General features: G+C 45.8%; 20 protein-coding genes. 8 read left to right on the plus strand and 12 right to left on the minus strand.

Annotated features, from left to right (window positions below; genetic code table 11):
• Window positions 1-112 precede the first annotated feature (112 nt).
• Together AACT42_RS16700 and AACT42_RS16705 are read right to left on the minus strand one after the other, a co-directional pair.
• A complete protein-coding gene (locus AACT42_RS16700; protein ID WP_013868163.1) occupies window positions 113-1,741 on the minus strand; it encodes a methyl-accepting chemotaxis protein in 1,629 nt (542 codons plus the stop codon).
• Window positions 1,742-2,011: 270 nt separating this feature from the next.
• Entirely contained in the window at window positions 2,012-4,372 is a 2,361-nt protein-coding gene (locus tag AACT42_RS16705; RefSeq protein ID WP_026027772.1) for a Lon protease family protein, read from the minus strand.
• Between the two features lie 209 nt (window positions 4,373-4,581).
• Here AACT42_RS16705 and AACT42_RS16710 point away from each other — a divergent pair, with 209 nt between their 5' ends.
• The 5 genes from AACT42_RS16710 (at window position 4,582) to AACT42_RS16730 (ending at window position 9,402) form a co-directional block, all read left to right on the plus strand.
• On the plus strand, window positions 4,582-5,094 hold the full coding sequence (locus AACT42_RS16710; protein WP_176432251.1) for a hypothetical protein: 513 nt from the start codon (window positions 4,582-4,584) through the stop codon (window positions 5,092-5,094).
• A 356-nt stretch (window positions 5,095-5,450) separates the two neighbouring features.
• A complete protein-coding gene (zwf, locus tag AACT42_RS16715; protein ID WP_161441840.1) occupies window positions 5,451-6,953 on the plus strand; it encodes a glucose-6-phosphate dehydrogenase in 1,503 nt (500 codons plus the stop codon).
• Window positions 6,950-7,666, plus strand: coding sequence for a 6-phosphogluconolactonase (gene pgl, locus AACT42_RS16720; RefSeq protein ID WP_017046895.1), 717 nt, complete (start codon window positions 6,950-6,952; stop codon window positions 7,664-7,666). The genes zwf and pgl overlap by 4 nt, the downstream gene beginning before the upstream one ends.
• Window positions 7,667-7,679: 13 nt before the next feature.
• A complete protein-coding gene (gene gnd, locus AACT42_RS16725) occupies window positions 7,680-9,128 on the plus strand; it encodes a decarboxylating NADP(+)-dependent phosphogluconate dehydrogenase (protein ID WP_094132246.1) in 1,449 nt (482 codons plus the stop codon).
• Between the two features lie 133 nt (window positions 9,129-9,261).
• Entirely contained in the window at window positions 9,262-9,402 is a 141-nt protein-coding gene (locus AACT42_RS16730) for a hypothetical protein (protein WP_017050239.1), read from the plus strand.
• Between the two features lie 53 nt (window positions 9,403-9,455).
• On the opposite strand, the gene AACT42_RS16735 is transcribed toward AACT42_RS16730, so the two are convergent.
• Window positions 9,456-10,358: a LysR family transcriptional regulator gene (locus AACT42_RS16735; RefSeq protein ID WP_094132247.1), complete on the minus strand. Its 903-nt coding sequence runs from the start codon at window positions 10,356-10,358 to the stop codon at window positions 9,456-9,458.
• A gap of 110 nt (window positions 10,359-10,468) precedes the next feature.
• On the opposite strand from AACT42_RS16735, the gene AACT42_RS16740 reads away from it, so the two are divergent.
• Both AACT42_RS16740 and AACT42_RS16745 read left to right on the plus strand, forming a co-directional pair.
• Window positions 10,469-11,332 (plus strand): MBL fold metallo-hydrolase, encoded by an 864-nt coding sequence (locus tag AACT42_RS16740; RefSeq protein ID WP_094132248.1) that lies wholly within the window; start codon window positions 10,469-10,471, stop codon window positions 11,330-11,332.
• On the plus strand, window positions 11,326-11,949 hold the full coding sequence (locus AACT42_RS16745; RefSeq protein ID WP_094132249.1) for a DsbA family protein: 624 nt from the start codon (window positions 11,326-11,328) through the stop codon (window positions 11,947-11,949). The genes AACT42_RS16740 and AACT42_RS16745 overlap by 7 nt, the downstream gene beginning before the upstream one ends.
• 45 nt (window positions 11,950-11,994) lie before the next feature.
• Here the strand turns inward: AACT42_RS16745 and AACT42_RS16750 are convergent, their stop codons facing one another.
• From AACT42_RS16750 to rbsD, 6 genes are all read right to left on the minus strand, one after another.
• The gene (locus AACT42_RS16750; RefSeq protein ID WP_094132250.1) at window positions 11,995-13,002 is read right to left on the minus strand and encodes a substrate-binding domain-containing protein; all 1,008 of its coding nucleotides are present in this window, start codon (window positions 13,000-13,002) and stop codon (window positions 11,995-11,997) included.
• A 16-nt stretch (window positions 13,003-13,018) separates the two neighbouring features.
• Window positions 13,019-13,939, minus strand: coding sequence for a ribokinase (rbsK, locus tag AACT42_RS16755; protein ID WP_026027599.1), 921 nt, complete (start codon window positions 13,937-13,939; stop codon window positions 13,019-13,021).
• 177 nt (window positions 13,940-14,116) lie between these two features.
• Entirely contained in the window at window positions 14,117-14,995 is an 879-nt protein-coding gene (gene rbsB, locus AACT42_RS16760) for a ribose ABC transporter substrate-binding protein RbsB (RefSeq protein WP_010320543.1), read from the minus strand.
• Between the two features lie 73 nt (window positions 14,996-15,068).
• A complete protein-coding gene (rbsC, locus tag AACT42_RS16765; RefSeq protein WP_443084857.1) occupies window positions 15,069-16,037 on the minus strand; it encodes a ribose ABC transporter permease in 969 nt (322 codons plus the stop codon).
• 11 nt (window positions 16,038-16,048) lie between these two features.
• Window positions 16,049-17,554, minus strand: a complete 1,506-nt coding sequence (gene rbsA, locus AACT42_RS16770) for a ribose ABC transporter ATP-binding protein RbsA (RefSeq protein ID WP_013868175.1) — start codon at window positions 17,552-17,554, stop codon at window positions 16,049-16,051.
• A gap of 20 nt (window positions 17,555-17,574) precedes the next feature.
• Window positions 17,575-17,994, minus strand: coding sequence for a D-ribose pyranase (gene rbsD, locus AACT42_RS16775; protein ID WP_013868176.1), 420 nt, complete (start codon window positions 17,992-17,994; stop codon window positions 17,575-17,577).
• Window positions 17,995-18,300: 306 nt separating this feature from the next.
• Here rbsD and AACT42_RS16780 point away from each other — a divergent pair, with 306 nt between their 5' ends.
• Complete coding sequence (locus AACT42_RS16780; RefSeq protein ID WP_013868177.1) at window positions 18,301-18,561, plus strand: DUF3012 domain-containing protein; 261 nt, start codon at window positions 18,301-18,303, stop codon at window positions 18,559-18,561.
• A 67-nt stretch (window positions 18,562-18,628) separates the two neighbouring features.
• Here the strand turns inward: AACT42_RS16780 and AACT42_RS16785 are convergent, their stop codons facing one another.
• From AACT42_RS16785 to AACT42_RS16795, 3 genes are all read right to left on the minus strand, one after another.
• Window positions 18,629-19,012 carry a hypothetical protein gene (locus AACT42_RS16785; RefSeq protein WP_019281225.1) on the minus strand — a complete coding sequence of 128 codons (384 nt, stop codon included), beginning with the start codon at window positions 19,010-19,012 and terminating at the stop codon, window positions 18,629-18,631.
• The gene (gene tssI / locus AACT42_RS16790; RefSeq protein ID WP_176432252.1) at window positions 19,009-22,038 is read right to left on the minus strand and encodes a type VI secretion system tip protein TssI/VgrG; all 3,030 of its coding nucleotides are present in this window, start codon (window positions 22,036-22,038) and stop codon (window positions 19,009-19,011) included. Before tssI ends, AACT42_RS16785 begins: the two co-directional genes overlap by 4 nt.
• Window positions 22,039-22,205: 167 nt before the next feature.
• Window positions 22,206-23,501: a type VI secretion system ImpA family N-terminal domain-containing protein gene (locus tag AACT42_RS16795; RefSeq protein ID WP_094132557.1), complete on the minus strand. Its 1,296-nt coding sequence runs from the start codon at window positions 23,499-23,501 to the stop codon at window positions 22,206-22,208.
• Window positions 23,502-23,542 lie beyond the last annotated feature (41 nt).

Consider the following 23,542-nt stretch of genomic DNA (forward strand, 5'->3'; position numbering starts at 1 on the left):
CAGATAACCCCAAAAAACCTAGTTATTTCGGATGGTTAGATATTCTTTGATTCATAAAAAAACCGCATAACCTTTCGAGTTATGCGGTTGAGACTAGGAAATAGTAGTCGATTTATAGTTTGAAGAAGGCGAGCTGCGCTTTTTGCTTCTCGGCCAATTGTGACAGTTCGGCACTGGCACTGGCGCTCTGGCTGATACCCGTTACGTTTTGATTTACAAGCTCAGACATATTAACCACGTTACGGTTAATATCTTGCGTGACTTGCGACTGCTCTTCTGCCGCAGTCGCCACTTGGGTATTTGAATCATTGATGTCTGAAACCGATTCCGTGATCCCAACGAGTGCATCATTTGCTCGTTGCGTTAACTCACCGTTACGCGCAAGCATCTCAATGCTGGTTTGCATGCTATCGTTTGCAAGAATCGATTGGCTTTGCAGCTCTTCAATGATAACTCGAATCTCTTTAGTTGAACTCTCAGTACGTGCAGCAAGCATGCGAACTTCATCAGCCACGACCGCAAAACCACGACCAGTCTCACCTGCACGTGCCGCTTCAATAGCCGCATTCAGTGCCAATAAGTTGGTTTGCTCAGAGACACCTCGGATCACTTCAACGACATCGTTGATCTGCTCTGATTGCTCTTTTAGACGCAGAACTACGCTCGCAGCATGATTCAGCGCTTCTGACATTTGTAAGCTCGCTTGGGCGCTCTCTTTAAAAATAGCTAAGCCTGATTTAGCAAGTTCATCCGCTTCGCGAGCGGTTGAATCAGCGACCGTTGCGTTATCACTCACGTTGTTTGCTGTGCTCGCAAGTTCATTCACCGCAGAAGCAACTTGTTCAATTTCACTCAACTCTTGTTGTGCATTTGACTCTGCTTGCGTCATCACCGCAGCCAGCTCGGTTGAAGCTGACGCCACTTCTTCACTAATACGGTTCAAATGATCTACCGTAGCATGTAACTGAGAGGTAGTCGTATTGACATCTTTACCCAGCTTTGAGATTTCATTCTCGCCATCCGCATCAGCGCGAATGGTTAAGTTCCCCTGCGCTAATTCACGCATTACAGCTTGCAGCTTCTGAATCGGGGCCACAATCATATTCGAAAGGATCCAAGCCATCGCAAGAGAGAGCGAAAGTACAGACAGAACAGTGACCATAGCCGTGTTCATAACGCGAATGTTGTCTTTGTCGCTTTGAGCCAATGACTGCGTCGCTTGTTGGTTCACTTGCTGCGAAAGATCATTTATCGCATTGACCATTTGCTCACCACTTTGACGAAATTGCGCAATAAATGCTGTGTATTCAGCTTCAGAGGTCATCCCTTGATCGCGACGGTTAAAAAATTCCACCATTTTCGTCGACATATCAACGTAATGTTCGATGCTTTTATGAACTACCTCAACATCGCTCCGATAAAGCTCATCTTGTCGCATTTTGCTCAAATTGCGCTCTACTTCTTCCAGGCCATTTTTTAACTCAGCTAAGAATGTGGCGCGACGAGCGGGATCATAAATAGCGTATACCGCACTAATACGCAGCGGATAAACAGTATCGTCTACACTGGCAAGAGCATCTTTATATTCAACGAGCCGATCAGTACTGTTCGACACTTTGATTTGTTCATTTTGGAGATTACTTTTGGTTATCCACAGTGCAATAAGTAAAGCGAAAGTGGTTAACAAAACGGGTAATAAAACTTGTACGCGAATTGACAAATTTTTCAGTGAAAAATGCATTTAAAAGCCTCGATTAAAATAACATTCGCATCCATGCCTTGGGACTAATCCCACGGACTAAACAAGAGCAAACAATAGACAAAATTCACATTTTTGTCCATGAAATAATATAATGCAATTCATATAGTTATGAGCATATGGTCGTCAAAACAATGACTAGATACCAATAAGACAATATAAGTTAAATTATGATGATTTATGAAGAAAAATGACCACTTGCTAGGTGGTCATTGAGGTGGTTAGTACTGAAGAACTTATTCTTCGATAAGGCTATTTTCTAAGCGCATTCAGTTTGGCTTGGGCTAAACCGAAGATGGTATCAACCGGGTAGCTGCCATCTTCTGTTGCTTCGCCTGCGGGTTTGCCAGTAAAGAGCTCAACCGCTTCAGTGACATGTTCAATAGCCCAGATATTGAACTCCCCTTTCTCGACCGCTTTAACAACGTCAGCGCGTAACATCAGATTGTGCATGTTTGAACGAGGAATGATGACACCTTGCTGGCTGGTGCGCCCTTTGATTGCACACACATCAAAGAAACCTTCAATTTTCTCATTCACACCACCAATCGGCTGCGATTCACCAAATTGGTTCATCGAACCTGTGATCGCAATATCTTGGCGATTAGGCCGTTTAGAAAACGCAGACACAATCGCACAGAATTCGGCCATGCTGGCACTATCACCATCCACACCACCGTAAGATTGCTCAAATGTGATGGTCGTGGTGAGTGGTACGCGCGCCGTACGGCCAAATACCGAAGAGAGATACGCGGATAAAATCATCACACCTTTAGAGTGGATGCTGCCACCCAGATCGACACTGCGCTCGATATCGATAATGTCACCATCGCCATAGGAAGTGGTGGCGGTAATACGGTTTGGCGCACCAAACATATGATCGCTGGTGCTCAATACCGACAGCGCATTCACCTGCCCGACCGCCATGCCTTGCGTTTGGATTAGCGTTGTACCGTTAACATACGACTCCATCACACTGTCTTGCAGGCGGCTCACACGCATCTCTTGGTTGCTGAGCGCCTCTTCGACATGATTCTGGCGGATCATGTTTGAATTCGCCTGCTTCGCCACATAGTTAGATTCGCGTAGCAAATTGGCAATATGCGCCGAATGAAGTGACAGTTTGCCTTGATCGCCCGTTGTACGTGAACTGTGTTCAATGATGCGTGCAATCGCTTTACGGTCGCAATGCAGCATATTGTTGTCGTGCACTATGCTCGAAATAAAACGCGCGTAATGTAGCTCGGTATCGGGCGTACGTTTCATCTCATCTTCAAAATCGGCCGTTACTCGGAACAATTCGCTAAATTCAGGATCGTAATGAGTCAGCAGCTGATAGGTGTGGTAATCACCAAATAGGATGATTTTCACATTTAGCGGGATAGGCTCTGGGTCAAGTGAAACCGTCCCTGTTAGCGTGACCTCTTTTTCCAAAGAGGTAAAACTCATTTGGCGTGAACGCAGCGCGCGCTTTAAACCGTCCCAAACATAGGGCTGTTCAAGCACTTTCACCGCATCCATCAACAACACACCACCATTGGCTTTATGTAAACTACCCGCTCGAATCAACGAAAAATCGGTAAATACTGTGCCTTTAAAAGTCGCCGTTTCGATATAACCAAATAGAGAGTGGTAGTTCGGGTTCTCTTCTACCACGATCGGTAGCTTGTCTGAAGGCTGGCTGACCAGCACATTGACTTTGTAGCGACGCGGCAGACGCTTATCTAAAGAAGCTGTCGCGACTTCGCCTTGCTCACTGTCTTCATCTAAAAAAATGTCCGCATTATCGACGATGTCTTTTTGTAACTCCGTGAGATACGTTTTGATGTCTGGGTAGCCAGAATAATCTTGCTTAAGCTGCTTAATAAAGTGGGTAATCACGCCAAGCGTTACTTCATCATTGAGCTTTTTGATCTTCTCACTGTAGGAGTCTTCCCATTCGGTCAGTTGACGTACCATATTGCGTAGGCTGATTTCTAGCTCATCAATGGTATGGCTAAAGTGCTCTTGCTCTTTTTTAGACAAGGCGTCAAAGGACTCTTCGGTGTGCATCTCTTCACCGTTCATCGCAACAAATTGATAGTCGCCTTGAGTGGTGATGGTTAAGCTAATGCCTTTATCTTTGGCTTCTTTACTGATGCTATCCAATTCACTTTGCTGTTTTTGTGCCATCTGATTTTTCAGTTTATCGGCACGAGCAAAGTAAATCTCGTTATCAAAAGCTAACGGGATCGCATTGACCAACTTATTCATTAACTTTTCAATGTCTTGCTTGAGTTTAACCCCAATACCCGAAGGTAACTTCAGCACTTTTGGGGTTCGAATATCGCTGAAATTGGCCACATAACACCAATCAAACAACGCATCGACATCATGCTGATGGCGGTTTAAATAGCGCAAAATCATCGTACGTTTGCCCAACCCATTACGGCCAATAGCGTAGATGTTGTAACCCTTCTCTTTGATCGACATTGCAAATTCGACCGCTTTTTGCGCCCGTTCTTGCCCCACAATCTCATCAACTGGGTCTAACTCCTTAGTTGATTTACAAGGGAGTTTTTCTAACTGGGCAACGTGGTAGAGCTGCTCTGCATTCAATCGTTGAATCGCCATCACTCCGCTCCTTAGCTTTTGGATTCTTGTTGTAGTTTGACCTAAGTGTAGAAGCAATTCATTTATATTTTAGCGAGTTACACCTTATTCGCGTTTAACCGAACAAATAATAAACAATCATCACACTTAGAATTGCAAATAACAATTATTTGCATTTGATAATAAATTGCATTTAAATAAGTAAACGTCGTCATTCTGGAGAATTGAGTATGGACTTACAACAGTGCTGGGCAAGCTATCTCAAGGCTGAACAACTATTAGCGCAAGGGCATTGGCCACAAGCACACCGTTTGCTTGAAGATGTACTGCATCATATGCCAAGCCATATTCAATCAGCGCTAAACTGTGGGCAAACAAAACCTTGCCAGTTGGTGTGCTTGATCTCTGGGCTATGTGATGCCGCTGTTTCCCAATCTGAAATTTTCAACCACTTGGGTCAGCATAAACAAGCCTTTGATGTCTTAAATCAATCTTATGCTCTGCTGCAGTTTACTGCGATTGAGCCCAATGCCTTGGTTAACCGCCTTGCCAACGTACTCACCAAACAAAGCGATGACTTGCTCAAACATATGGGTGCTTTTTGTTCAGCGCAGCGCAGCGCGACTTGGATGTTGGAGTTCGAACACGTACAAAAAGCGCACCACTATTTCAACCAACTCAAACGTTATAACCAAGTACAGGCTCAAGTTCCGTCGTCAAACTGTCATTGTTCAACTGAATAATCACCATAGAGTTACCATTCCGGATAAGACTGACCACCTAGCATCATTCACAGCCGCTATAAGTAACGTGCTGTGGTCAGGGGATGAGACTTAGGCGGAACCTAACCTCTCACCCTGAAAATGTGTCGAGATGGCATGAGAATTTAATCGATTGCGTTATCAATAGTTGATGTATGTCAAATTGTCGTAGACAATACGCACCCGAGTCTAGGGGCGATCCCTAGACTGCGTTCTGCACTTTTGGAGGAGCGCATTGGTTTTAACTATCGACATTATAGTTAGAGCCTATTTTCTATTTTTGCATGACGCTGCTACCGTTGGCGCATGCTAAATACCTCGTTTTTAAGGGAAAGATGATGGTAATACCTGAAAACAGCAGTATTGTGATTTTTGGTGCTTCAGGCGACTTAACCTATCGCAAGCTTATACCTGCTCTGTATCACTTGTTCGCCAGTGATCAACTGCCGAAATCCTTTGCTATTCTGGGTGTCAGCCGAACCCAATACAGCGATGAGTCATACCGTGAAAAATTAAAGCGCTCTCTTCAGGAAATGGAAAAGACCGTCCCAGATATTCTCGACGCCTTTTGCGAGCACTTGCATTATCAAGCGATCAATACTTCAGATGTTGCAGAATACGCGCAGCTCGCCACGCGTCTTGACTCTTTGGCTGAGCAATACCAATTCACGCAACGCAACACTCTGTTCTATCTCGCGACGCCGCCGAGCCTTTATGGCGTCATCCCGGCCAATCTCGCAGCGCATGGATTAAATAGCGAAGCGCAAGGTTGGAAGCGTTTGATCATCGAAAAACCGTTTGGTTATGACCTCGCATCGGCTCAAAGCCTTGATATCGAAATTCATCGCCATTTCCAAGAACACCAGATCTACCGTATCGACCATTATTTAGGCAAAGAGACGGTACAAAACCTGTTGGTTTTCCGTTTTGCTAACGGGATGTTCGAACCTTTGTGGAACCGCAATTTCATTGACTATGTCGAAATTACAGGCGCAGAATTTTTGGGCGTCGAAGAACGCGGTGGCTATTACGACGGTTCTGGTGCGGTGCGTGATATGTTCCAAAACCATTTACTGCAAGTGTTAGCTATGGTTAGCATGGAACCACCAGCCGCCATTAATGCCGATTCAATTCGTAACGAAGTCAATAAAGTGCTGCAAAGCCTGCAACCGCTTTCTGATGATGACCTACGCCACAACCTCGTACTGGGGCAATATACGGAATCGGAAGTTCGTGGCCAGTTTTTACCCAGTTACCGTGATGAACATGGTGTGGCGGCAGATTCGCGCACTGAAACCTATGTCGGTTTGAAAATGTTTATCAATAACTGGCGCTGGAATGGCGTGCCATTTTATGTGCGTTCAGGTAAACGTTTACCAACGCGCGTCACCGAAGTGGTCATTCACTTTAAGCGTACGCCACACCCTGTTTTTGGGCAAAATGCCCCTGAAAACAAGCTCATCATCCGCATTCAGCCCGATGAAGGCATTCAAATGAGCTTTGGTTTGAAGGAGCCAGGTGCGGGCTTTAAAGCCAAAGAAGTCTCTATGAACTTCCATTACACATCACTGGAAGAAACCAAGATGTTGACCGCTTATGAACGGCTCCTTTTGGATGCGCTCAACGGTGATGCAACTTTATTTGCGCGTACCGATGCCGTAGAAGCGTGTTGGAAGTTCGTGCAACCTATTTTGGATTTTAAACAAGACCCTCAATCGCTGTTTGGCTATGCCTGTGGCACGTGGGGGCCGAAAGAGTCTGATTTACTGCTACACAGCGATGGCCGCGCGTGGCGCTTCCCGTGTAAAAACTTGACCGATACGGATTACTGCGAATTATGATCAATCATAAAATTTTTCAAACCCCAGAACAGGTGGTTGAAACGCTCGCCAATGAAATGCAACGCTATAGCGAGCAAGGTCAGCCAGTTCATATCTCCCTTTCCGGTGGCAGCACACCCAAAATGCTGTTCAAATTATTGGCCAGTGAACCTTATGCACAGGCGATTGCATGGCAAAACCTGCATTTCTGGTGGGGTGATGAACGCTGTGTCGCTCCTGACGATGCCGAAAGCAACTTTGGTGAAGCCAATACACTGCTGTTTAGCCAAGTGAACATTCCACCTCAAAATATTCACCGTATTCGCGGCGAAGATGATCCACAAACCGAAGCTAAGCGCTTTGCCGATGAGATGGCCAAAGTCATTCCATCCGTCAACGGTACTCCTGTTTTTGATTGGATTTTGCTCGGTGTTGGCGCAGATGGCCATACGGCATCCCTGTTCCCTAATGTGACCGACTACGAGGATGAGAATTTATCTTTAGTGGCAACGCATCCGGAATCAGGCCAACTTCGTGTATCTAAAACAGCGAAAGTGTTGGAAGCTGCAAAACGCATTAGCTACCTCGTTCTTGGCGCAGGTAAAGCCGAGATCGTACACGAAATTCACACCACGAAAGCCGAGGATCTTCCTTATCCGGCTGCCAAAGTTAAATCAACAACTGGCGAAACAGAGTGGTTTTTAGATTCAGATGCCGCAACAAAGATTGCGTGAAGGAGAGAAATAAATGAAAGGTGATATCGGTGTAATCGGCCTAGCAGTGATGGGCCAAAACCTTATCCTAAATATGAACGACCACGGTTTTAAAGTGGTAGCTCACAACCGTACCGCGGCAAAAGTCGATGAATTCCTAGCAGGTCCAGCGAAAGACACCAATATTATTGGTGCTTATTCACTGCAAGAGTTAGTCGACAAACTGGCGACACCTCGCAAAGTGATGCTGATGGTGCGTGCGGGCCAAGTCGTGGATGATTTCATCGACCAACTGGTTCCGTTACTCGATAAAGGCGACATCATTATCGATGGTGGTAACACGAACTTCCCAGACACCAACCGCCGTGTTGCAGCACTGCGTGAAAAAGGTATTCACTTTATCGGTACAGGCGTTTCTGGCGGCGAAGAAGGGGCACGTTTTGGCCCATCTATCATGCCAGGTGGCGCACCTGAAGCTTGGCAAGCCGTGAAGCCAATTTTCCAAGGTATCTCAGCAAAAACCGAAGCTGGTGAACCTTGCTGTGATTGGGTGGGTAACGACGGCGCGGGTCACTTCGTTAAAATGGTACACAACGGTATCGAATATGGCGATATGCAGCTAATTACCGAAGCTTATCAGTTTATGAAAGACGGCTTGGGTTTAAACCATGATGAAATGCAAAAAGTGTTTGCTAATTGGAATAAGACCGAGCTCGATAGCTACCTAGTGGAAATCACCGCTGATATCTTAGGCTACAAAGACGAAGATGGTGAAGCTCTGGTTGAGAAAATCCTCGATACTGCTGGCCAAAAAGGCACAGGTAAATGGACGGGCATTAACGCACTCGATATGGGTATTCCGCTGACGCTCATCACTGAGTCAGTTTTCTCTCGTTGCCTTTCAGCATTGAAAGATCAACGCGTTGCTGCCGAAGCACTGTTTGGTAAGAGCAATATGCAAATCGAAGGTGATAAACAAGAGTGGGTTGACGCACTTCGTCAAGCGCTACTTGCGTCTAAGATCATCTCTTACGCACAAGGCTTTATGCTAATGCGCCAAGCGTCTAACGAGAATGGTTGGAATCTTAACTACGGTAACGTGGCATTGATGTGGCGTGGTGGTTGTATCATCCGCTCCGCATTCCTGAGCAACATTCGTGATGCGTTCGAAGCTAACCCAGAAATCGCCTTCTTAGGTTCAGATGCCTACTTCAAGGGCATTTTGGATAACTGCCTAGCGGCTTGGCGTAAAGTAGCGGCCAAATCAATGGAAGTCGGCATTCCAATGCCATGTATGACCTCCGCGCTCACTTTCTTAGATGGCTACACCACCGCTCGCTTACCGGCTAATTTACTGCAAGCCCAACGTGATTACTTTGGTGCTCACACTTATGAGCGTACTGACCGTCCACGTGGTGAATTCTTCCACACAAACTGGACTGGTACAGGCGGAAATACGGCGTCTACCACTTACGACGTATAAAAAATTCGGCTTACGATGAAAAAAGGACTAGCTAAGCCCCTTCATCTACGCCTATAATTTGACCGTCATGGAGGATGTTAACTAGGTTAACATCCTCTATTTTTTTGTTTCCAAAACTACATGAGATCCAAAGATGACCATCAATAAGTTCTATGTACTTGTCCCACAGGCTGTGGAAGAAGACACTCATAGGGAAAATGAAGTTCAATCTGCTATGGAAGCTCAACGTCAGGCATTAGTGCAACAAGCGCAGAAACAAGGCGCAGTAGCATAATCCATAAGCAGAGTGTGGCAACACGCTCTGCTTATCACTCCTCTCTACCTCACCTATAGGCATATCGTTTGCCAATCATGATTCATGAAATACTCCTTTAAGTGATCAATCAAAGCTCTGACAGCGGGTGATAAATGACGCCGAGAAGGATATAAAGCGTAAATGTCCATTTTCTTCGGTTGCCAATGCGCTAACACCTGCTGTAAGTCCCCCCTTTCTAACGCACCCTTGGCTAGATAAGTCGGCTGTAAAGCAACGCCCATCCCGTGGATAGCCGCATGTAACAAAGTGGTGGCTTCATTCGCAGTTAGCTGGCATGGCACCTCCACCGATTGATGCTTACCATCTTGTTTTAGATGCCAAATATGTCGCTCAAAATTTTTGTATCCAAGACAACGATGCTGTGCGAGATCGCTTGGTGTGAGTATTGGCTCACAGCGCATGAGATAGTCAGGAGAGGCAACCAATATAGAATCACATTGAGCGATAGGGCGCCCGATTAAAGAAGGATCGGGATCGGCTGCAATACGGATCGCTAAATCAATTCGCTCTGCAATCAAATCTGCGGTTTTATCCTGTACATCAATATCAATTTCGATATTTGGATGCGTATTCAAAAAAGGTTTAACGGCCGGGATCAGTTGAGAAAAGCCAAACGACATGCTGGTCGCAATCCGAATTTTTCCAGATAACGACTGTTGATCCATCAACTGATGTTCCAATTGCTGCGCTTGCTCGACCCATAATTTTATCGCGTCTAGGCATTGAACTCCTGCTGATGTGAGCGATACTTTTCGTGTGGTTCGGTTTAATAACCGAGCTTGTAACCAAGTTTCCATGGTTTCAACATGCCGAGTCACCATAGGACGAGAAATATCCAGCCGTTCCGCTGTCGCCGTAAAACTTTGGGTAATCGCTATATCTAAAAAGACCTGAGCTGCTGTGAGTTTGTCCATGATTAGTTCTAATTAAGAAACAATGATGTCAATTATTAGCTATATATCCGAACAAGTCTAATTCGTATGATAGCTCCCGAACCGATAACATACTCTTTGGATAAATAATCATGAAAACACTGACTCTACTTACCGCAACCACACTCATCAGCAGCACCGCGTTTGCAGCACAACAACCTTTGACACTTGACGTCTACAATGCAGATGGCAATAGCTTCCATGTCAACTCCACTTTGGTTTATGGCGAAACAGAAGCGATGGTGGTTGACACTGGCTTTACTAAAGCCGACGCACTCCGTATTGCAGCAAAAGTACTCGACTCTGGCAAAAACCTAACCACGATTTTTATTAGCCAAGCTGACCCTGATTACTACTTTGGCGCTGAAGTACTGCATGACATGTTTCCACAAGCGAAAGTGCTGACGACTCCTGGCGTACGTGCAACGATTGCAGAAAAACTCGAAGGTAAACTGGCATTTTGGGCTCCAAAAATGGGTGAAAATGCCCCTGTAAAACCGATACTACCAACGGCTTATAATGGCAAAACCTTAACCATTGATGGGCAAACTATTGAAATTCGCGATGCGGATGGAGCATTAGCGCATCGTCCTTATTTATGGATACCAGCCAATAAAGCGATTTTAGGTAACGTCGCGGTATACGGAAATGTTCATTTATGGATGGCCGATGCACAAAGTGATGCGAGCCGCCAAGCTTGGGCGCAACAACTTGATCAAATGAAAGCACTCAAACCAAACGTAGTGATCCCGGGGCATATGACTTCTGGAACAGCGCTTGATGCTTCTTCAATTGAATTTGCACAGCAATATCTTATGGATTTTGCTAAAGCCAAAGCAAACAGCAAAGACAGCGCTCAGTTAATTCAAACCATGCAAAACCTTTACCCTAATGCTGGCCTACCAATGGCTTTAGAAATTGGTGCCAAAGTTCACATGGGTGAGATGAAATGGTAAACGTCCACTATATTTTCGACCCAATGTGTGGCTGGTGTTACGGAGCAACCTCTCTGATTCAGCAGTTGAATGAAATGAGCGGAGTAAAACTGCACCTTCATCCGGGTGGAATGATCGAGCGATCGCCTCTTTCAGATAGTTTTCGCCAACATGTACTGCAAGCTGATCAGCGCATTGCTCAGCAAACAGGAGCCGTATTTGGGGAAGGTTACATCGCCAAAATCAAAAGTGGCGAAACCATGATATTGGACTCATACGTTACTGCTCAAGCCATTATTGCAGCGCAATTACTCGGTGTATCGCCAAGTGTTATGCTCAAAAGCATTCAACAAGCGCACTACCAGCAAGGTTTGCCTGTGGCCGATACTGAAACATTGGCACTGTTAGCTCAATCGCTTGACCTAGAGCTAAATCAATGGGAACAAGCGATGGAGCAAGCTAAAGCTCAGTTACCAGAGCAGTTAGAGCAGACGCAAAGCTTAATGGCGCAATATCAGCTTTCTGGTTTTCCCTCGATTGTGTATGAAGCAGAGGGGCAATGGCGAACCGTATCTGTTAGCCATTTCTATAATCGACCACAACAATGGGCTGATTTCTGGAAAAATATGACTCAGTAATTAGTGCCTCATCCCTCTCTTGACTAAAGAGAGGGATTTTTCCATCTACTTGTTCATCATTTTGATGCTTTTACGCACCACTAAAGTCGGCTCTAATTGGACAATTTGCGGTTCGAGCGCTTCGTTTTCTAAACGGGCAAGTAAGGTGTCAACTGCTGCTTTACCTAAACGATATTTGGGTTGATGAATAGTGGTTAGAGCTGGCGACATAAAACGGGCGATGTGAATATCGTCATACCCCATCAGCGAAAGATCTTCAGGAATGCGGATCCCTTTTTCATTAGCTGCATTAATCACCCCCATTGCCATCATGTCATTAGAGACAAAAATCGCACTCGGCAATGGCCCTTTAGCTAACATTTTATTGAACGCTTCGTAGCCACCTTCACATTCAAAATCGGATTCCACAATCCAATTAGGGTGAATGTCCAAACCTGCTTCCAAGACAGCGCGCTTATAGCCTTCATAACGCATTTGAGCTTGATGTCGAATCAATGGCCCGGTAATACAACCGATTTCTTTATGACCGCACTCAATCAAATAGTTCGCCGCAATATAACCGCCACGCAAAGAGTTATCTTGTATTTTATCGCTAGGAAAGAGCATTGGGCCCCAATCCATCACCACGACAGGGATATCTGGGTAGCGTTCAAAAACGTCAATCCGCTCACCTTCTAAGGTGGAGCACATCAAAAGTAAGCCATCAACGCGCTTTTGCAGCAGCGTGTTGATAGAGGCTTGCATCCGCTGGCTATCCCCTTCGGTATTACACAAAATAAGGTTATAACCTTTGTGATAGCAACTGCGCTCTACCCCTTTGACCACTTCGCCAAAAAAGGGGTTAGTCGAAGTGGTCACTAACATACCAATGGTGCGCGTTCGGTTCATTTTGAGACTACGAGCCAATGCTGACGGGGCATAGTTCAGATCTTGCGCGGCTTTATTGACACGCTCAGCGATTTCATCGCTCACATAGCGAGATTTATTAATGACATGGCTGACGGTAGACGTGGATACGCCGGCTAATCTTGCAATATCTTTCATTGTCGCCATGTCTGTTTTTCCTATTCTATTGATGCTGAGCGAGAAACGCGTCCACTTCTACTCGGGTGGGTATTGAGGTTTGCGCGCCAAAACGGGTAACAGAAATGGCTGCCGCAGCATGTGCAAATTTAATGGCTGATTCTAAAGGCATATCTTCCAACAAACCCGTGACCAAAGCACCGTTAAACGTATCACCTGCCGCGGTGGTGTCTGTCACATCGACTTTAAAACCAGCAATCAGTTGACCACGCCCATTTTGGCTTAGCCAAACGCCTTTTGCACCTAAGGTGATCAAGACGATTTCAATCCCTTTTTTATGCAGTTCATTGGCCGCTAATTGCGCCGTGTGATCATCATCAACCGTGATCCCCGTTAAGCGCTGCGCTTCCGTTTCGTTTGGTGTGATCACATCGACACATTCTAGCAGAGTATCAGGCAGATCTCGGGCAGGCGCTGGGTTTAAAATCACATTGGTACGATTTTGTTTGGCGATTTGCGCAGCTTTAATAATGCCATCGATTGGCGTCTCTAATTGCATCAATAAATATTTGGCCGCGCCAATGGCGGCTAAATCCGCTTCAATGGCATCAGCCGTCAGCTTGTCATTCGCCTCTGCCGAAATACAGATGCTGTTTTCTCCGCTATCCGAGACTTGGATCATCGCAATGCCCGTCGGACAATTGGGCTGCATTTTAACTCCCGCAATGTTGATACCATCGAGCTTAAAATTCTCACGAATATTGATACCGAATGCATCGTCACCCACGCAGGCAATAAAACCGATGTCCGCTTTTAATCGCGCGGCCGCTACAGCTTGGTTGGCCCCTTTACCACCGGGAATAACTTGATAATGACGACCATGCAGCGTCTCGCCCGGGCGAGGAAATGAAGGCACTTGCAAAACATGGTCAGCGTTAACACTACCTAATACCACTAACTGATTCATAATTTGTCCTTTGTTCATGAGTGAACATGTTTGAAATAGAGCTGGAGAGGTTTGGCTTTTGTGGCTTCACCTGAAAAAACAAACCTATCGAGCCTGATTACTGGTTATTAATGGCTGAGGGGTTATAGAGAAGAGGTAGCTCTCTACGAGCCAGTAAAGAGCTACCTACAGCAAAGATTATTTACTGATGATTTTTAGAGGAACCGGAATGTACTCATCCACTTGTTCGCCTTTTAGCATTTTATCGGCCGTTTCAATGCCAAGTGCACCGATCATGTCTGGTTGTTGAGCAACAGTCGCAGCAAGTTGGCCGCGTTCTACCGCCGCGATACCATCGTCGGTACCATCAAAACCGATGATCATCACCTCTTTGCCTGATGCTTGAACGGCGCGAAGTGCACCCAATGCCATTTCATCATTTTGGGCAAATACGGCTTGAACATCTGGGTTTGCCGCTAGCAGGTTTTCCATTACATTCAAACCTTTAGTGCGGTCAAAATCAGCAGGCTGACTAGCAAGCAGTTCCATTTCACTGCCTTTCACCGCGTTCATGAAACCTTCTCCACGCTCACGAGCGGCCGATGTGCCGGCAATCCCTTCCAGTTGAATGACTTTGGCTTTTGCACCGATTTTTTCGACGATAAAGTGACCGGCCATTTCACCACCGACTACGTTATCAGAAGCGATGTGGCTCACAACATCACCACGGCTTGCACCGCGATCCAGTGTCAACACTGGCACTTTAGCGCGGTTGGCCATACGAATGGCGTTAGAGACGGCATCAGAATCGGTTGGGTTGATCAAAATCGCTTTAACGCCACGAACGGTTAAGTCTTCTACGTTTGATAGCTCTTTGCTTGGATCATTTTGTGAATCCAAGACGATCAGGTTGTAGCCTAGCTCTTTCGCTTTCGCTTCTGCGCCATCTTTCATGGTGACAAAAAATGGGTTGTTCAGAGTGGATAGTACAATCGCCATGGTGTCTTGCGCATGCGCAGCCACAGAGACAGTGGTGGAAAGTAGAGCAGCAGAGATTAAAGTTGCAAGTTTTTTCATCTTTATAGTCCTTTTTGTAGGGGCCGTTTTAAAACTAATATGGCTCGCTTTAAAACGGAGGTTTTCTATCGTGTTACTTATTTTTGTTATCCACGAGTACCGCGAGCAAAATAACCACGGCTTTCGCAATCATTTGGTAGTAAGAAGAGACATCAAGCAGGTTCAGCGCGTTATTAAGAAAGCCGATGATCAGCGCCCCAATTAACGTGCCCATAATGCGTCCTTTACCACCCATCAAGCTGGTACCACCAAGTACGACGGCAGCGATGGCATCCAGCTCATAACCCATACCAGCAGTCGGTTGCGCAGAAGAGAGGCGAGACGTGACGATGATGCCAGCCAGCGCAGCCAATAGACCGCAGATGGCGTACACACCAATTTTCACGCGATCCACATTAATACCTGACAATCGAGTCGCAGACTCATTGCCACCTAGCGCGTAAACATAGCGGCCAAAACGTGTATGGTTAAGTAAGTACCAAACCGCAGCAAAGACCACCACCATCATCCACACCGGAACGGGAATACCCAATGCGTAACCTGTACCAAACCAAGCAAAAGCATCTGCAGTATCGGTAAAACCTGTCGAAATTGGACGCCCATCGGTATACACCATGGTCACACCACGCAATAAGGTCATAGTGACTAAGGTGGCAATAAACGCCTGCACTTTACCTTTGGCGATAATGATGCCGCTAATCGCACCCAGTGCCGCGCCAGAAAGTAACGCTGTAGGGACTGCGATAATGACAGGAATCTCAAGACCAATCATGGTTGCAGCAAAAGCGCCGCACAACGCCAGTACCGAGCCAACACTCAAATCGATACCTGCCGTTAGAATAACCAAGGTCATCCCCACAGCGATAATGGCGTTGACTGAGGTTTGGCGCAAAATGTTCAGTATGTTGTCAACCGTGAAGAAATTGGGGTTTAAAAAAGAGACAACGACCACTAAAAAAAGCAAAGCAATCAGTGATTTTTGCTCAATGAGCCACTCTTTACTGATCCATTTTCTGCGGTTAGTTTGGGTTGAATTACTCATGCTGTTACTGCTCATGCTGCTTCCTCATTGATCTTTTTGCCTACCGCACAGGCGAGTAGAATCTCTTGGTTGGCTTGTTTGGCACTGAATTCGCCGCTGATTCGACCTTCATGCATCACCAAAATTCGGTCACTCATCCCTAGCACTTCTGGCATCTCTGACGAAACCAAAATAATGCTCATCCCTTCGGCTTTAAATTGGTTAATCAATTGGTAAATCTCTTTTTTGGCTCCCACGTCAACCCCGCGTGTGGGTTCATCCAAAATCAAGACTTTGGGACGTGTCATCAACCCTTTCGCAATCGCTACTTTTTGCTGATTGCCACCGGACAAATTGCCAATGATTTGATCACGAGATGGCGTTTTGATGTTGAATAGGCGAATAAAATCTTCCACTGCGATGACTTCATCACTGTGTTGAATCTGTACACCTTTGCTAAATTTATTCAACGCACACAGTGACATGTTCTCTTTCACCGACAGGCCAAGAACCAAACCGTCCCCTTTGCGATCTTCTGAAATATACGCGATACCGTTTGCAAGGCCATCTTGTGGGCTGACTGGGTTGATGGTTTTGTTCTCAAGGTTAATCACGCCTCGCTCACTGGGCAGCGCGCCGTAAATCACTTTCATTAATTCAGTGCGCCCTGCGCCCATCAAACCCGATACACCGAGGATTTCACCTCGTTTGAGCGTAAAATTAATGTCATGCACACCTGAGCCCGTCAAGCCGATCACCTCAAGGCAAGTGTCGCCGTGCTTTACCTCAATACGTGGATACTGCTCTTCTAATTTCCGGCCGACCATCATCTCAATCAGGCCATCTTCATTGGTGTCAGACACTTTGCACTGGCCAATGAATTTGCCATCACGTAACACGGTAATGTCGTCACAAATTTCAAAAATTTCTTTCAACCGATGTGAGATATAAACAATGCCGCAACCTTGTTCGCGTAGCTCGTTAATCACATTAAATAACGATTCAGTTTCGGTATCCGTCAGCGCATCCGTCGGTTCATCCATGATGATTACTTTCGACTCAAATGAGAGCGCTTTTGCAATCTCAACCATCTGTTGCTCACCAAGGCTTAAGTCACCCAACAAGGTCTTGGAGCTGTGTTTAACGTTTAAACGGGCCAGTAGTTTGTCGGCTGCTTGGTACATTTCATTCCATAAAATTCGCCCCATCGCACCGGTTATCTCTCTGCCTAGAAAAATGTTTTCAGCAATAGTTAATTCCGGAATCAAATTCAACTCTTGGTGAATAATGCTGATGCCCGCTTGTTGTGAATCTCGTGGGCCTTTAAAGGCGGCTGGTTTTCCTTGGTAAGTGATAGAACCCGCATCCAATGAATAGATACCCGTCAACACTTTCATTAAGGTTGATTTACCCGCGCCGTTTTCGCCCATCAACGCCATCACGCGGCCGGGGTAAACATTGAGGCTAGCTTTATCGAGCGCTTTCACGCCGGGGAACGCTTTTTCAATCTCACTGAGCGCTAAAATTGCTTGAGTCATAGTGGATCCTCAATCGCGGCTTAAAACACGACGCCTGCTTGAAAAATAACATTCGCATACGGCGTGCATTCGCCTGTTCTTACCACGGCGCGGCTGCGCATAGTGCGCTCTTTAAAATCTTGATGAGAGAGGTAAGTGACAGCAATCGCTTTCTCGCATAACTCCTCTTCCGCTTTCAGCTCAGCAAGCAGTGCTTTGTGATGCTCAGGGCTTACTTGTGCAAACTCTTCAGCAATGATCACACCTTCAATTTGAGATTCAGAAAGAATCACGCGGACCGTGTCAATAAAACCGGGAATACCGTGAGTTAATGCTAAATCAATACGCTGCACTTCATCAGGAATGGGCAGACCGGCATCACAAATTGTGATTTCGTCGGTATGCCCTAAAGTAGCCACCAAGTAAGAGAGTTCTGAATTTAATAGGGTACTTTTTTTCATTGTTATACCTTCACGTTAGGCTTTATGTTTCGCTTTTTGACACCTTTCTATCACTCTTGAATCGTTCAAGAAAATCTCATCGAAACGTTTCGATGAATCCTAGCGTAGCAAAAATAATTTGCACGATGCGAAAATAGGTAATGTGATTTTGATCGTTGATTAGTGAGCTGAGGAGTAAAAAAGAGTGAGGACTATCACTGAGTTATTTGTCATTAGATGCCCATTTTTAGCATAGGATTAACACTGAGACCGTGATTTTCGGTATAGTCACTCCGAACAAAAATCGCATCCATTTGGAACTCAAACATGAAAAAAATAGCCTTGGTATTGTTTACTGCATTCTCACTCGCCGCCTGCTCAGAAGTAGGCAGCGAAGCATGGTGTCAAGATATGAAAGAGAAACCAAAAGGCGAATGGAACGCCGGGCAGGCGGTGGATTATGCAAAGCACTGTGTCTTCCAATCACAAATTGGCAGCGACGCGTGGTGTGAAGATATGAAAGACAAGCCAAAAGGTGATTGGACAGCGAATGAGGCTGGTTCTTACGCTAAATATTGTGTGCTGTGAGAAGGGAGTCCCCAGAGCTAGGTTGCTATGGGAGATTGCAAATAAAAACATGATGTTCTACAAAAATCTATTTAGCGAAATCTTCACATACATCACTAACCATTTTTATTGCTACGTATTCATTAGCATACTTACGTATAATCATCGGAGTTTGAGTATCATAGCTGCCCCACTTTGCTTTATCTATAAAACAAATATGTATTCCACTACTGGTTTCTTTAAGAAACTTAATCTCATATTTCCAATAATCACTTTCAATCAGAATTGATTCATTTGATATCTTCGGTTTAGGTAAATCCAACTGTGGAAAATAGCGCTGATTCTCAGATATTTTCTGCATAAGCGAGCTATTAAACGATGTTATATCTAAGGATTTATATATTTCATTGCTTGAAAATGCATGAGCATAGGATGTTATTATACAAAAAAGAAACACCAGTGATTTTTTCATTTTATTTCTCCTATTAATTTTGCTTCTTTTTTTCTGCGCGTGGGATATTTATCACCAAATTTCATTAAGTTATCATACATTTCTACCCAATTTTGTTCGATGGCTTGCTTCCAGAAATTTTCTGTCTCTGATGGTAAATAACCATATTGGTATGACAATGAAGCAATGACAGTTTGAGCCTGCCACGGTAAACATTCAAACTTTGTCGTCTTGGATATTCGATTGTATAAATCAACAATACGTTTTGTCTCTGATTTTTTTACTTTTGATACTAGAATTTCTAATTCAAAATCGTTAACCATAAGAGGATTCTTAATCAAAATAGCTTCAGCTTCACTCTTTTTATAACCAAGATAAGGTGTAAGCTTATCTACCAAAGAAGCAGGGAGACCTAAAGCAATTAAATCTGATTTTGAGCGTGCTCCCAAATCAAATCCTGAAGCAATAGTGACACCACTATTACTATTTTCGACATCAGGAACATATCCTTTCTTTTTTACTCCTTCAAGTTCTTTAATGAAGTCAAAATTGATCATCAATTTACACTGCGGTTTTGACTCCCACCCATCCATCAACGCTTCATCCAATGCAAGCAGTGTGCCTTGACCAACAAGGCCATCAATGGGGCCAATGCTGTATAACGGATGCGTTTGATGGCTGGGTTGATAACTTTTTTGGAACTGTTCGATGGCCGTTTTGGTTTTATTACCGAAATCACCATCGGCTTGCAAATCAAATTTCATTTTGATTAACGCTTGCTGAATCAAGCTCACTTCTTCGCCATTGTTGCCTTTTCTGAAAGCGCTGGCTTGTTTCTTCGCTAACTTTTCCAGCTCTTCTGAAGCTTTCAACACATCCGATTGTAGCAGTGATGCTTTATCTTCGTTTTGTGCACCCTCTTTTGGGCTCTCTTCCTGAGCGCTCTTTTCTGCCACCTTCGCTTCTGACTGCTTTTCTGATGATGCAGATGATTTCTGCGCAGCGGATTGTACTGCGGCAGCCTCAAAATGAGTGATCACATTCGCTTGGCCGCTTTGCATGGTCGCGTTAATTGCACTCGCTTGCAATTCGGCTGGAGCTTTCATATCAAGTAGTGGGGTTGCCAACATGGCTGATTGCCCACCATAAGCGCTACCGCTGCCCGCACTTCCGCCAGCATTGAGGTTAATCGCAGGACCAACGATGTGCACGCCACCGGCATCCACTTTGACAAAGCTGCCACCCGCTTTTAAAGTCACTTCAGCCCCAGCTTCTACAACGATTTTAGCTCCCGCTTTAAGACTGATTTCGCGTCCTGTCTGTATCGCGGTCAGTTTGGCCACTTTATGCTGTACTGACCCGCTAATCTCTACACTGTTATCTTTGGTTATGTTATCGCGGCTTTCGCCCTCTACCGTGAGGTGGTGGTTATGTTTAACGTGCGTAAGCTGGTCGTTATCCACCGTGAGGTGCTGGTCGTGCTTGATGTGCGCCGTGGCGTCATTGAGCACCAAGGCGTCTAAGTCTTTTTGCGCGTGTAGGTAGATTTTCTCTTGCGCTGCTTGGTCTTCAAAACTCAGCTCGTTAAACCCTTGCCCTTGGTGCGTTTCACTGCGCAGCACGGTTTTGGTTTTGTTATCCGGCAATGTGTACGGCGCTTTGTTGGTCGCATGGTAGGTACGGCCTGTCACTATCGGTTGGTCTGGGTCGCCGTTAAGAAACGAGACGATGACTTCATGACCAATGCGCGGAATGGCTATCATGCCATATTGGCTGCCAGCCCAACCTTGTGAGACGCGCACCCAGCATGAGCTGTGTTCATCGCCGTTGGAATATCTGTCCCACGGGAAATGCAGTTTGACGCGGCCATGTTCGTCACAGAAGATTTCTTCGCCATCAGGCCCCACCACCAATGCCATGCAAGGGCCATCCACTTGAGGTTTGGCTTGCGGTGTCGCACGCCACGTGACATCAGCAGGAATGAGCGTGAATTGGTTGCTGTACGTGGTCGCGCCACTGCCGCCCTCTTCTTCTAATGCTTGTGGCTGACGCCCTTGGTGATGCACTTGCACTACAACCCAGTCGCGGTTCGCGCTGTCGTCAAGATGCTCTTGTAAGTCGAACTTTGTGCCCGCTTGCAGGCCAGGATGGTTACTTTTTCCGGTCGCAGTACGCGCTTCTCGTCGTAGGTACTCTAAGCGAATTTGATTAAAGGCTTTGCCGCTGACGTCGTCTTTAAAGCGACCCGGTGCATCAAAGTGTTCGTAGGTCGCTTGCTGGTAATCCATCTCGCGCCCTTGCGCTTGCTGAGCAAACGAGTAGCTCGGCTTTTTAAAGCTGTAATCTTGCAGCGCGCTGTGGCTCACTTCGGTTTGGCTGTGTTGCGTTAATTGCGACACATAAGGGCTCTCCATCACGCCACCCGCAAGGACGTTGTAAGGGATAGGCGTTTCTCGCTTCGTCAGGCTTTGGCTGTCGTCACTGAAAAAGAGGGTGTGTTTCCCTTCTTCATGAATGAAGTGATACACCAAGCCTTCTTCGGCGGCTAAGCGGTGCAAGAAGTCGATATCCGTCTCACGGTACTGCACGCAGAATTCACGCTGCGCACACTCACGTTTCAGCGAGAAGGCGTAGTCGTTAATGCCCATTTCTTGCAGTACGATGGAGAGGATTTCGGGAACGGTTTTGAGCTGGAAGATGCGGCTGTTTTGGCGCAGTGATAACCGCTCTAATGCCGGGACTAAGGTCAGTGAGTAAAAGGTGTGATGATGGCCAATATCGCCTTTACTGAACTGGCGCACAATGCCGTGCACGCGCTGCACGACAAGGTCATCACGCAGTATCTCAAGCTGAGCGGTTTTGTCCACCAGCTCCAACGCTGTTAAGCCAGATTGGCGACTGGCCAGTTTTATCTCATAGCGAAAACCGTAGCAACGTAGGCCCGCTTGCGCGCTATCAGACAGCGATTCCACGCCTTGGTATTCACGCACCACTAACGTGTCGTCTGCCAAACCCTCCACGGTGAGCCTAAAACTTAACCTTGCCATCTTTTTCCCTTCCACTCTTTCATCGCAAAATAACACTAGTACAGCAAGTGCAGTGCCAGATATTTTTCTTTTATATTCATGAACTTATAAACAGCTCGATTGACAAAGGCAACAAACTGCCTGATATGAGCAAAAAGTTGCCCTTCAATAACCAATTGTTGCTCAGCTTATTGAGCCTGAGCTTCCTGATTATGTGTCACAGTCAAATGCTCAAACTGCTTGTCGAGCTCGGCCATTTTCCAGCTCAAATTATTAAGCCGCTGCTTCAGAATCATAAACTCCTGTTCAGCCTGTACAACATCACCTTTTTTGAGCAACTCTTCGACATATGCAGCTCTCCCATAAATAGGTGACAGACTAATAGCGAACTCCTCCAGCGATTTGGTTTGTCTTTGCAGTTCGGTTAATTTTCCTTTTTGCGCGAGCAGCGCGATGTTAGCCATCTTGGTTCGCGTTTCACTAAAACGCTCCATAAAGCGCTCAGTTTGTTGCAGAGCTTCACGCTGAGCATCGGCAAACGCTTGATCAACCTCCAGCACCGATTCGGTTTGGGGATAAAGTTGCAATAACGCATCCAACACTTGCTGGGCTTCAACACGAGCCGATTCAAAAGAGCGCGCCATTTTTTGCTCAATCGCCTCTCGGTACAATGGCACAATCTCATTTGACAACTGTTCAAGCTTGGCTGGCGAGTTGGCCTGTTGAAACGCATTGACCTGCTCTGGCGTATGTAAAGCAGGTAACCTTAGGTTGGTTGCATAAGATATTGAGTTGAAAAACGGCAAATAAGTGACGGCCCCATACACCATCACAACACCAAGAACACCGGATATAAAAGCGGCCACATGCGTAATACGTGAGCGCTTTTGATTACGCACCTGCTCAACCTGTTCCGTTTGGGTATGGCGCTTTAGCAGCGAATGATATTGCGTTTCTAAACGATCAATATGTTCAAAAATAGCAAAACCTACCCCTTCGAAATCGACCACATAGTCCGGCTGTTGCAGCTCTAAAATGGCATGCATACGCTCACAAAAGCGCTCACAGCGGTATAGATCACGCAGCGCTTCATGATTCGGACGCAGATCTTTTAACTCCCGCACGACACGAGCATTAACCCAATCGAGCACTTCCTTGCGCATTTTCGCCGATTTTACGTCCGGTTTTGGCAAATTACTTAAGCAGCAGCACAGCAGTTCAACACCATTGGCGTATCCTGCTAAGCCCTGCATTTTTAAACAGGCTACGGTGTAATAACCGCACAGCAAAAGGTCAATCCCCGGGCCTTTTGCTAATGTTTCACAAGAAACTTTCACCACAGCCCAGTCTGGACCACCTGATAATGGGTTGTTACGACGATTGATCTCATCTCTCACCTTTTGGTAGGCATCAATGTGACGAACAGCGGCAGCATCATCTATCAAATGAAAACGAGCGTGGTCGATAAATACAATATTGGACATGACTACAGCGTCCTAAGTGAGTTGAGGAGCGATGACCAATC

This window comes from Vibrio sp. V15_P4S5T153 (assembly GCF_963874485.1).
GTDB lineage: Bacteria > Pseudomonadota > Gammaproteobacteria > Enterobacterales > Vibrionaceae > Vibrio > Vibrio anguillarum.

Bases quoted from the DNA above. Each gene is read 5' to 3' on its own strand.
- AACT42_RS16700 (WP_013868163.1), bottom strand. From the start codon at position 1,741: ATGCATTTTTCACTGAAAAATTTGTCAATTCGCGTACAAGTTTTATTA.
- AACT42_RS16705 (WP_026027772.1), bottom strand. From the start codon at position 4,372: ATGGCGATTCAACGATTGAATGCAGAGCAGCTCTACCACGTTGCCCAG.
- AACT42_RS16710 (WP_176432251.1), top strand. From the start codon at position 4,582: ATGGACTTACAACAGTGCTGGGCAAGCTATCTCAAGGCTGAACAACTA.
- zwf (WP_161441840.1), top strand. From the start codon at position 5,451: ATGGTAATACCTGAAAACAGCAGTATTGTGATTTTTGGTGCTTCAGGC.
- pgl (WP_017046895.1), top strand. From the start codon at position 6,950: ATGATCAATCATAAAATTTTTCAAACCCCAGAACAGGTGGTTGAAACG.
- gnd (WP_094132246.1), top strand. From the start codon at position 7,680: ATGAAAGGTGATATCGGTGTAATCGGCCTAGCAGTGATGGGCCAAAAC.
- AACT42_RS16730 (WP_017050239.1), top strand. From the start codon at position 9,262: ATGACCATCAATAAGTTCTATGTACTTGTCCCACAGGCTGTGGAAGAA.
- AACT42_RS16735 (WP_094132247.1), bottom strand. From the start codon at position 10,358: ATGGACAAACTCACAGCAGCTCAGGTCTTTTTAGATATAGCGATTACC.
- AACT42_RS16740 (WP_094132248.1), top strand. From the start codon at position 10,469: ATGAAAACACTGACTCTACTTACCGCAACCACACTCATCAGCAGCACC.
- AACT42_RS16745 (WP_094132249.1), top strand. From the start codon at position 11,326: ATGGTAAACGTCCACTATATTTTCGACCCAATGTGTGGCTGGTGTTAC.
- AACT42_RS16750 (WP_094132250.1), bottom strand. From the start codon at position 13,002: ATGGCGACAATGAAAGATATTGCAAGATTAGCCGGCGTATCCACGTCT.
- rbsK (WP_026027599.1), bottom strand. From the start codon at position 13,939: ATGAATCAGTTAGTGGTATTAGGTAGTGTTAACGCTGACCATGTTTTG.
- rbsB (WP_010320543.1), bottom strand. From the start codon at position 14,995: ATGAAAAAACTTGCAACTTTAATCTCTGCTGCTCTACTTTCCACCACT.
- rbsC (WP_443084857.1), bottom strand. From the start codon at position 16,037: ATGAGTAATTCAACCCAAACTAACCGCAGAAAATGGATCAGTAAAGAG.
- rbsA (WP_013868175.1), bottom strand. From the start codon at position 17,554: ATGACTCAAGCAATTTTAGCGCTCAGTGAGATTGAAAAAGCGTTCCCC.
- rbsD (WP_013868176.1), bottom strand. From the start codon at position 17,994: ATGAAAAAAAGTACCCTATTAAATTCAGAACTCTCTTACTTGGTGGCT.
- AACT42_RS16780 (WP_013868177.1), top strand. From the start codon at position 18,301: ATGAAAAAAATAGCCTTGGTATTGTTTACTGCATTCTCACTCGCCGCC.
- AACT42_RS16785 (WP_019281225.1), bottom strand. From the start codon at position 19,012: ATGAAAAAATCACTGGTGTTTCTTTTTTGTATAATAACATCCTATGCT.
- tssI (WP_176432252.1), bottom strand. From the start codon at position 22,038: ATGGCAAGGTTAAGTTTTAGGCTCACCGTGGAGGGTTTGGCAGACGAC.
- AACT42_RS16795 (WP_094132557.1), bottom strand. From the start codon at position 23,501: ATGTCCAATATTGTATTTATCGACCACGCTCGTTTTCATTTGATAGAT.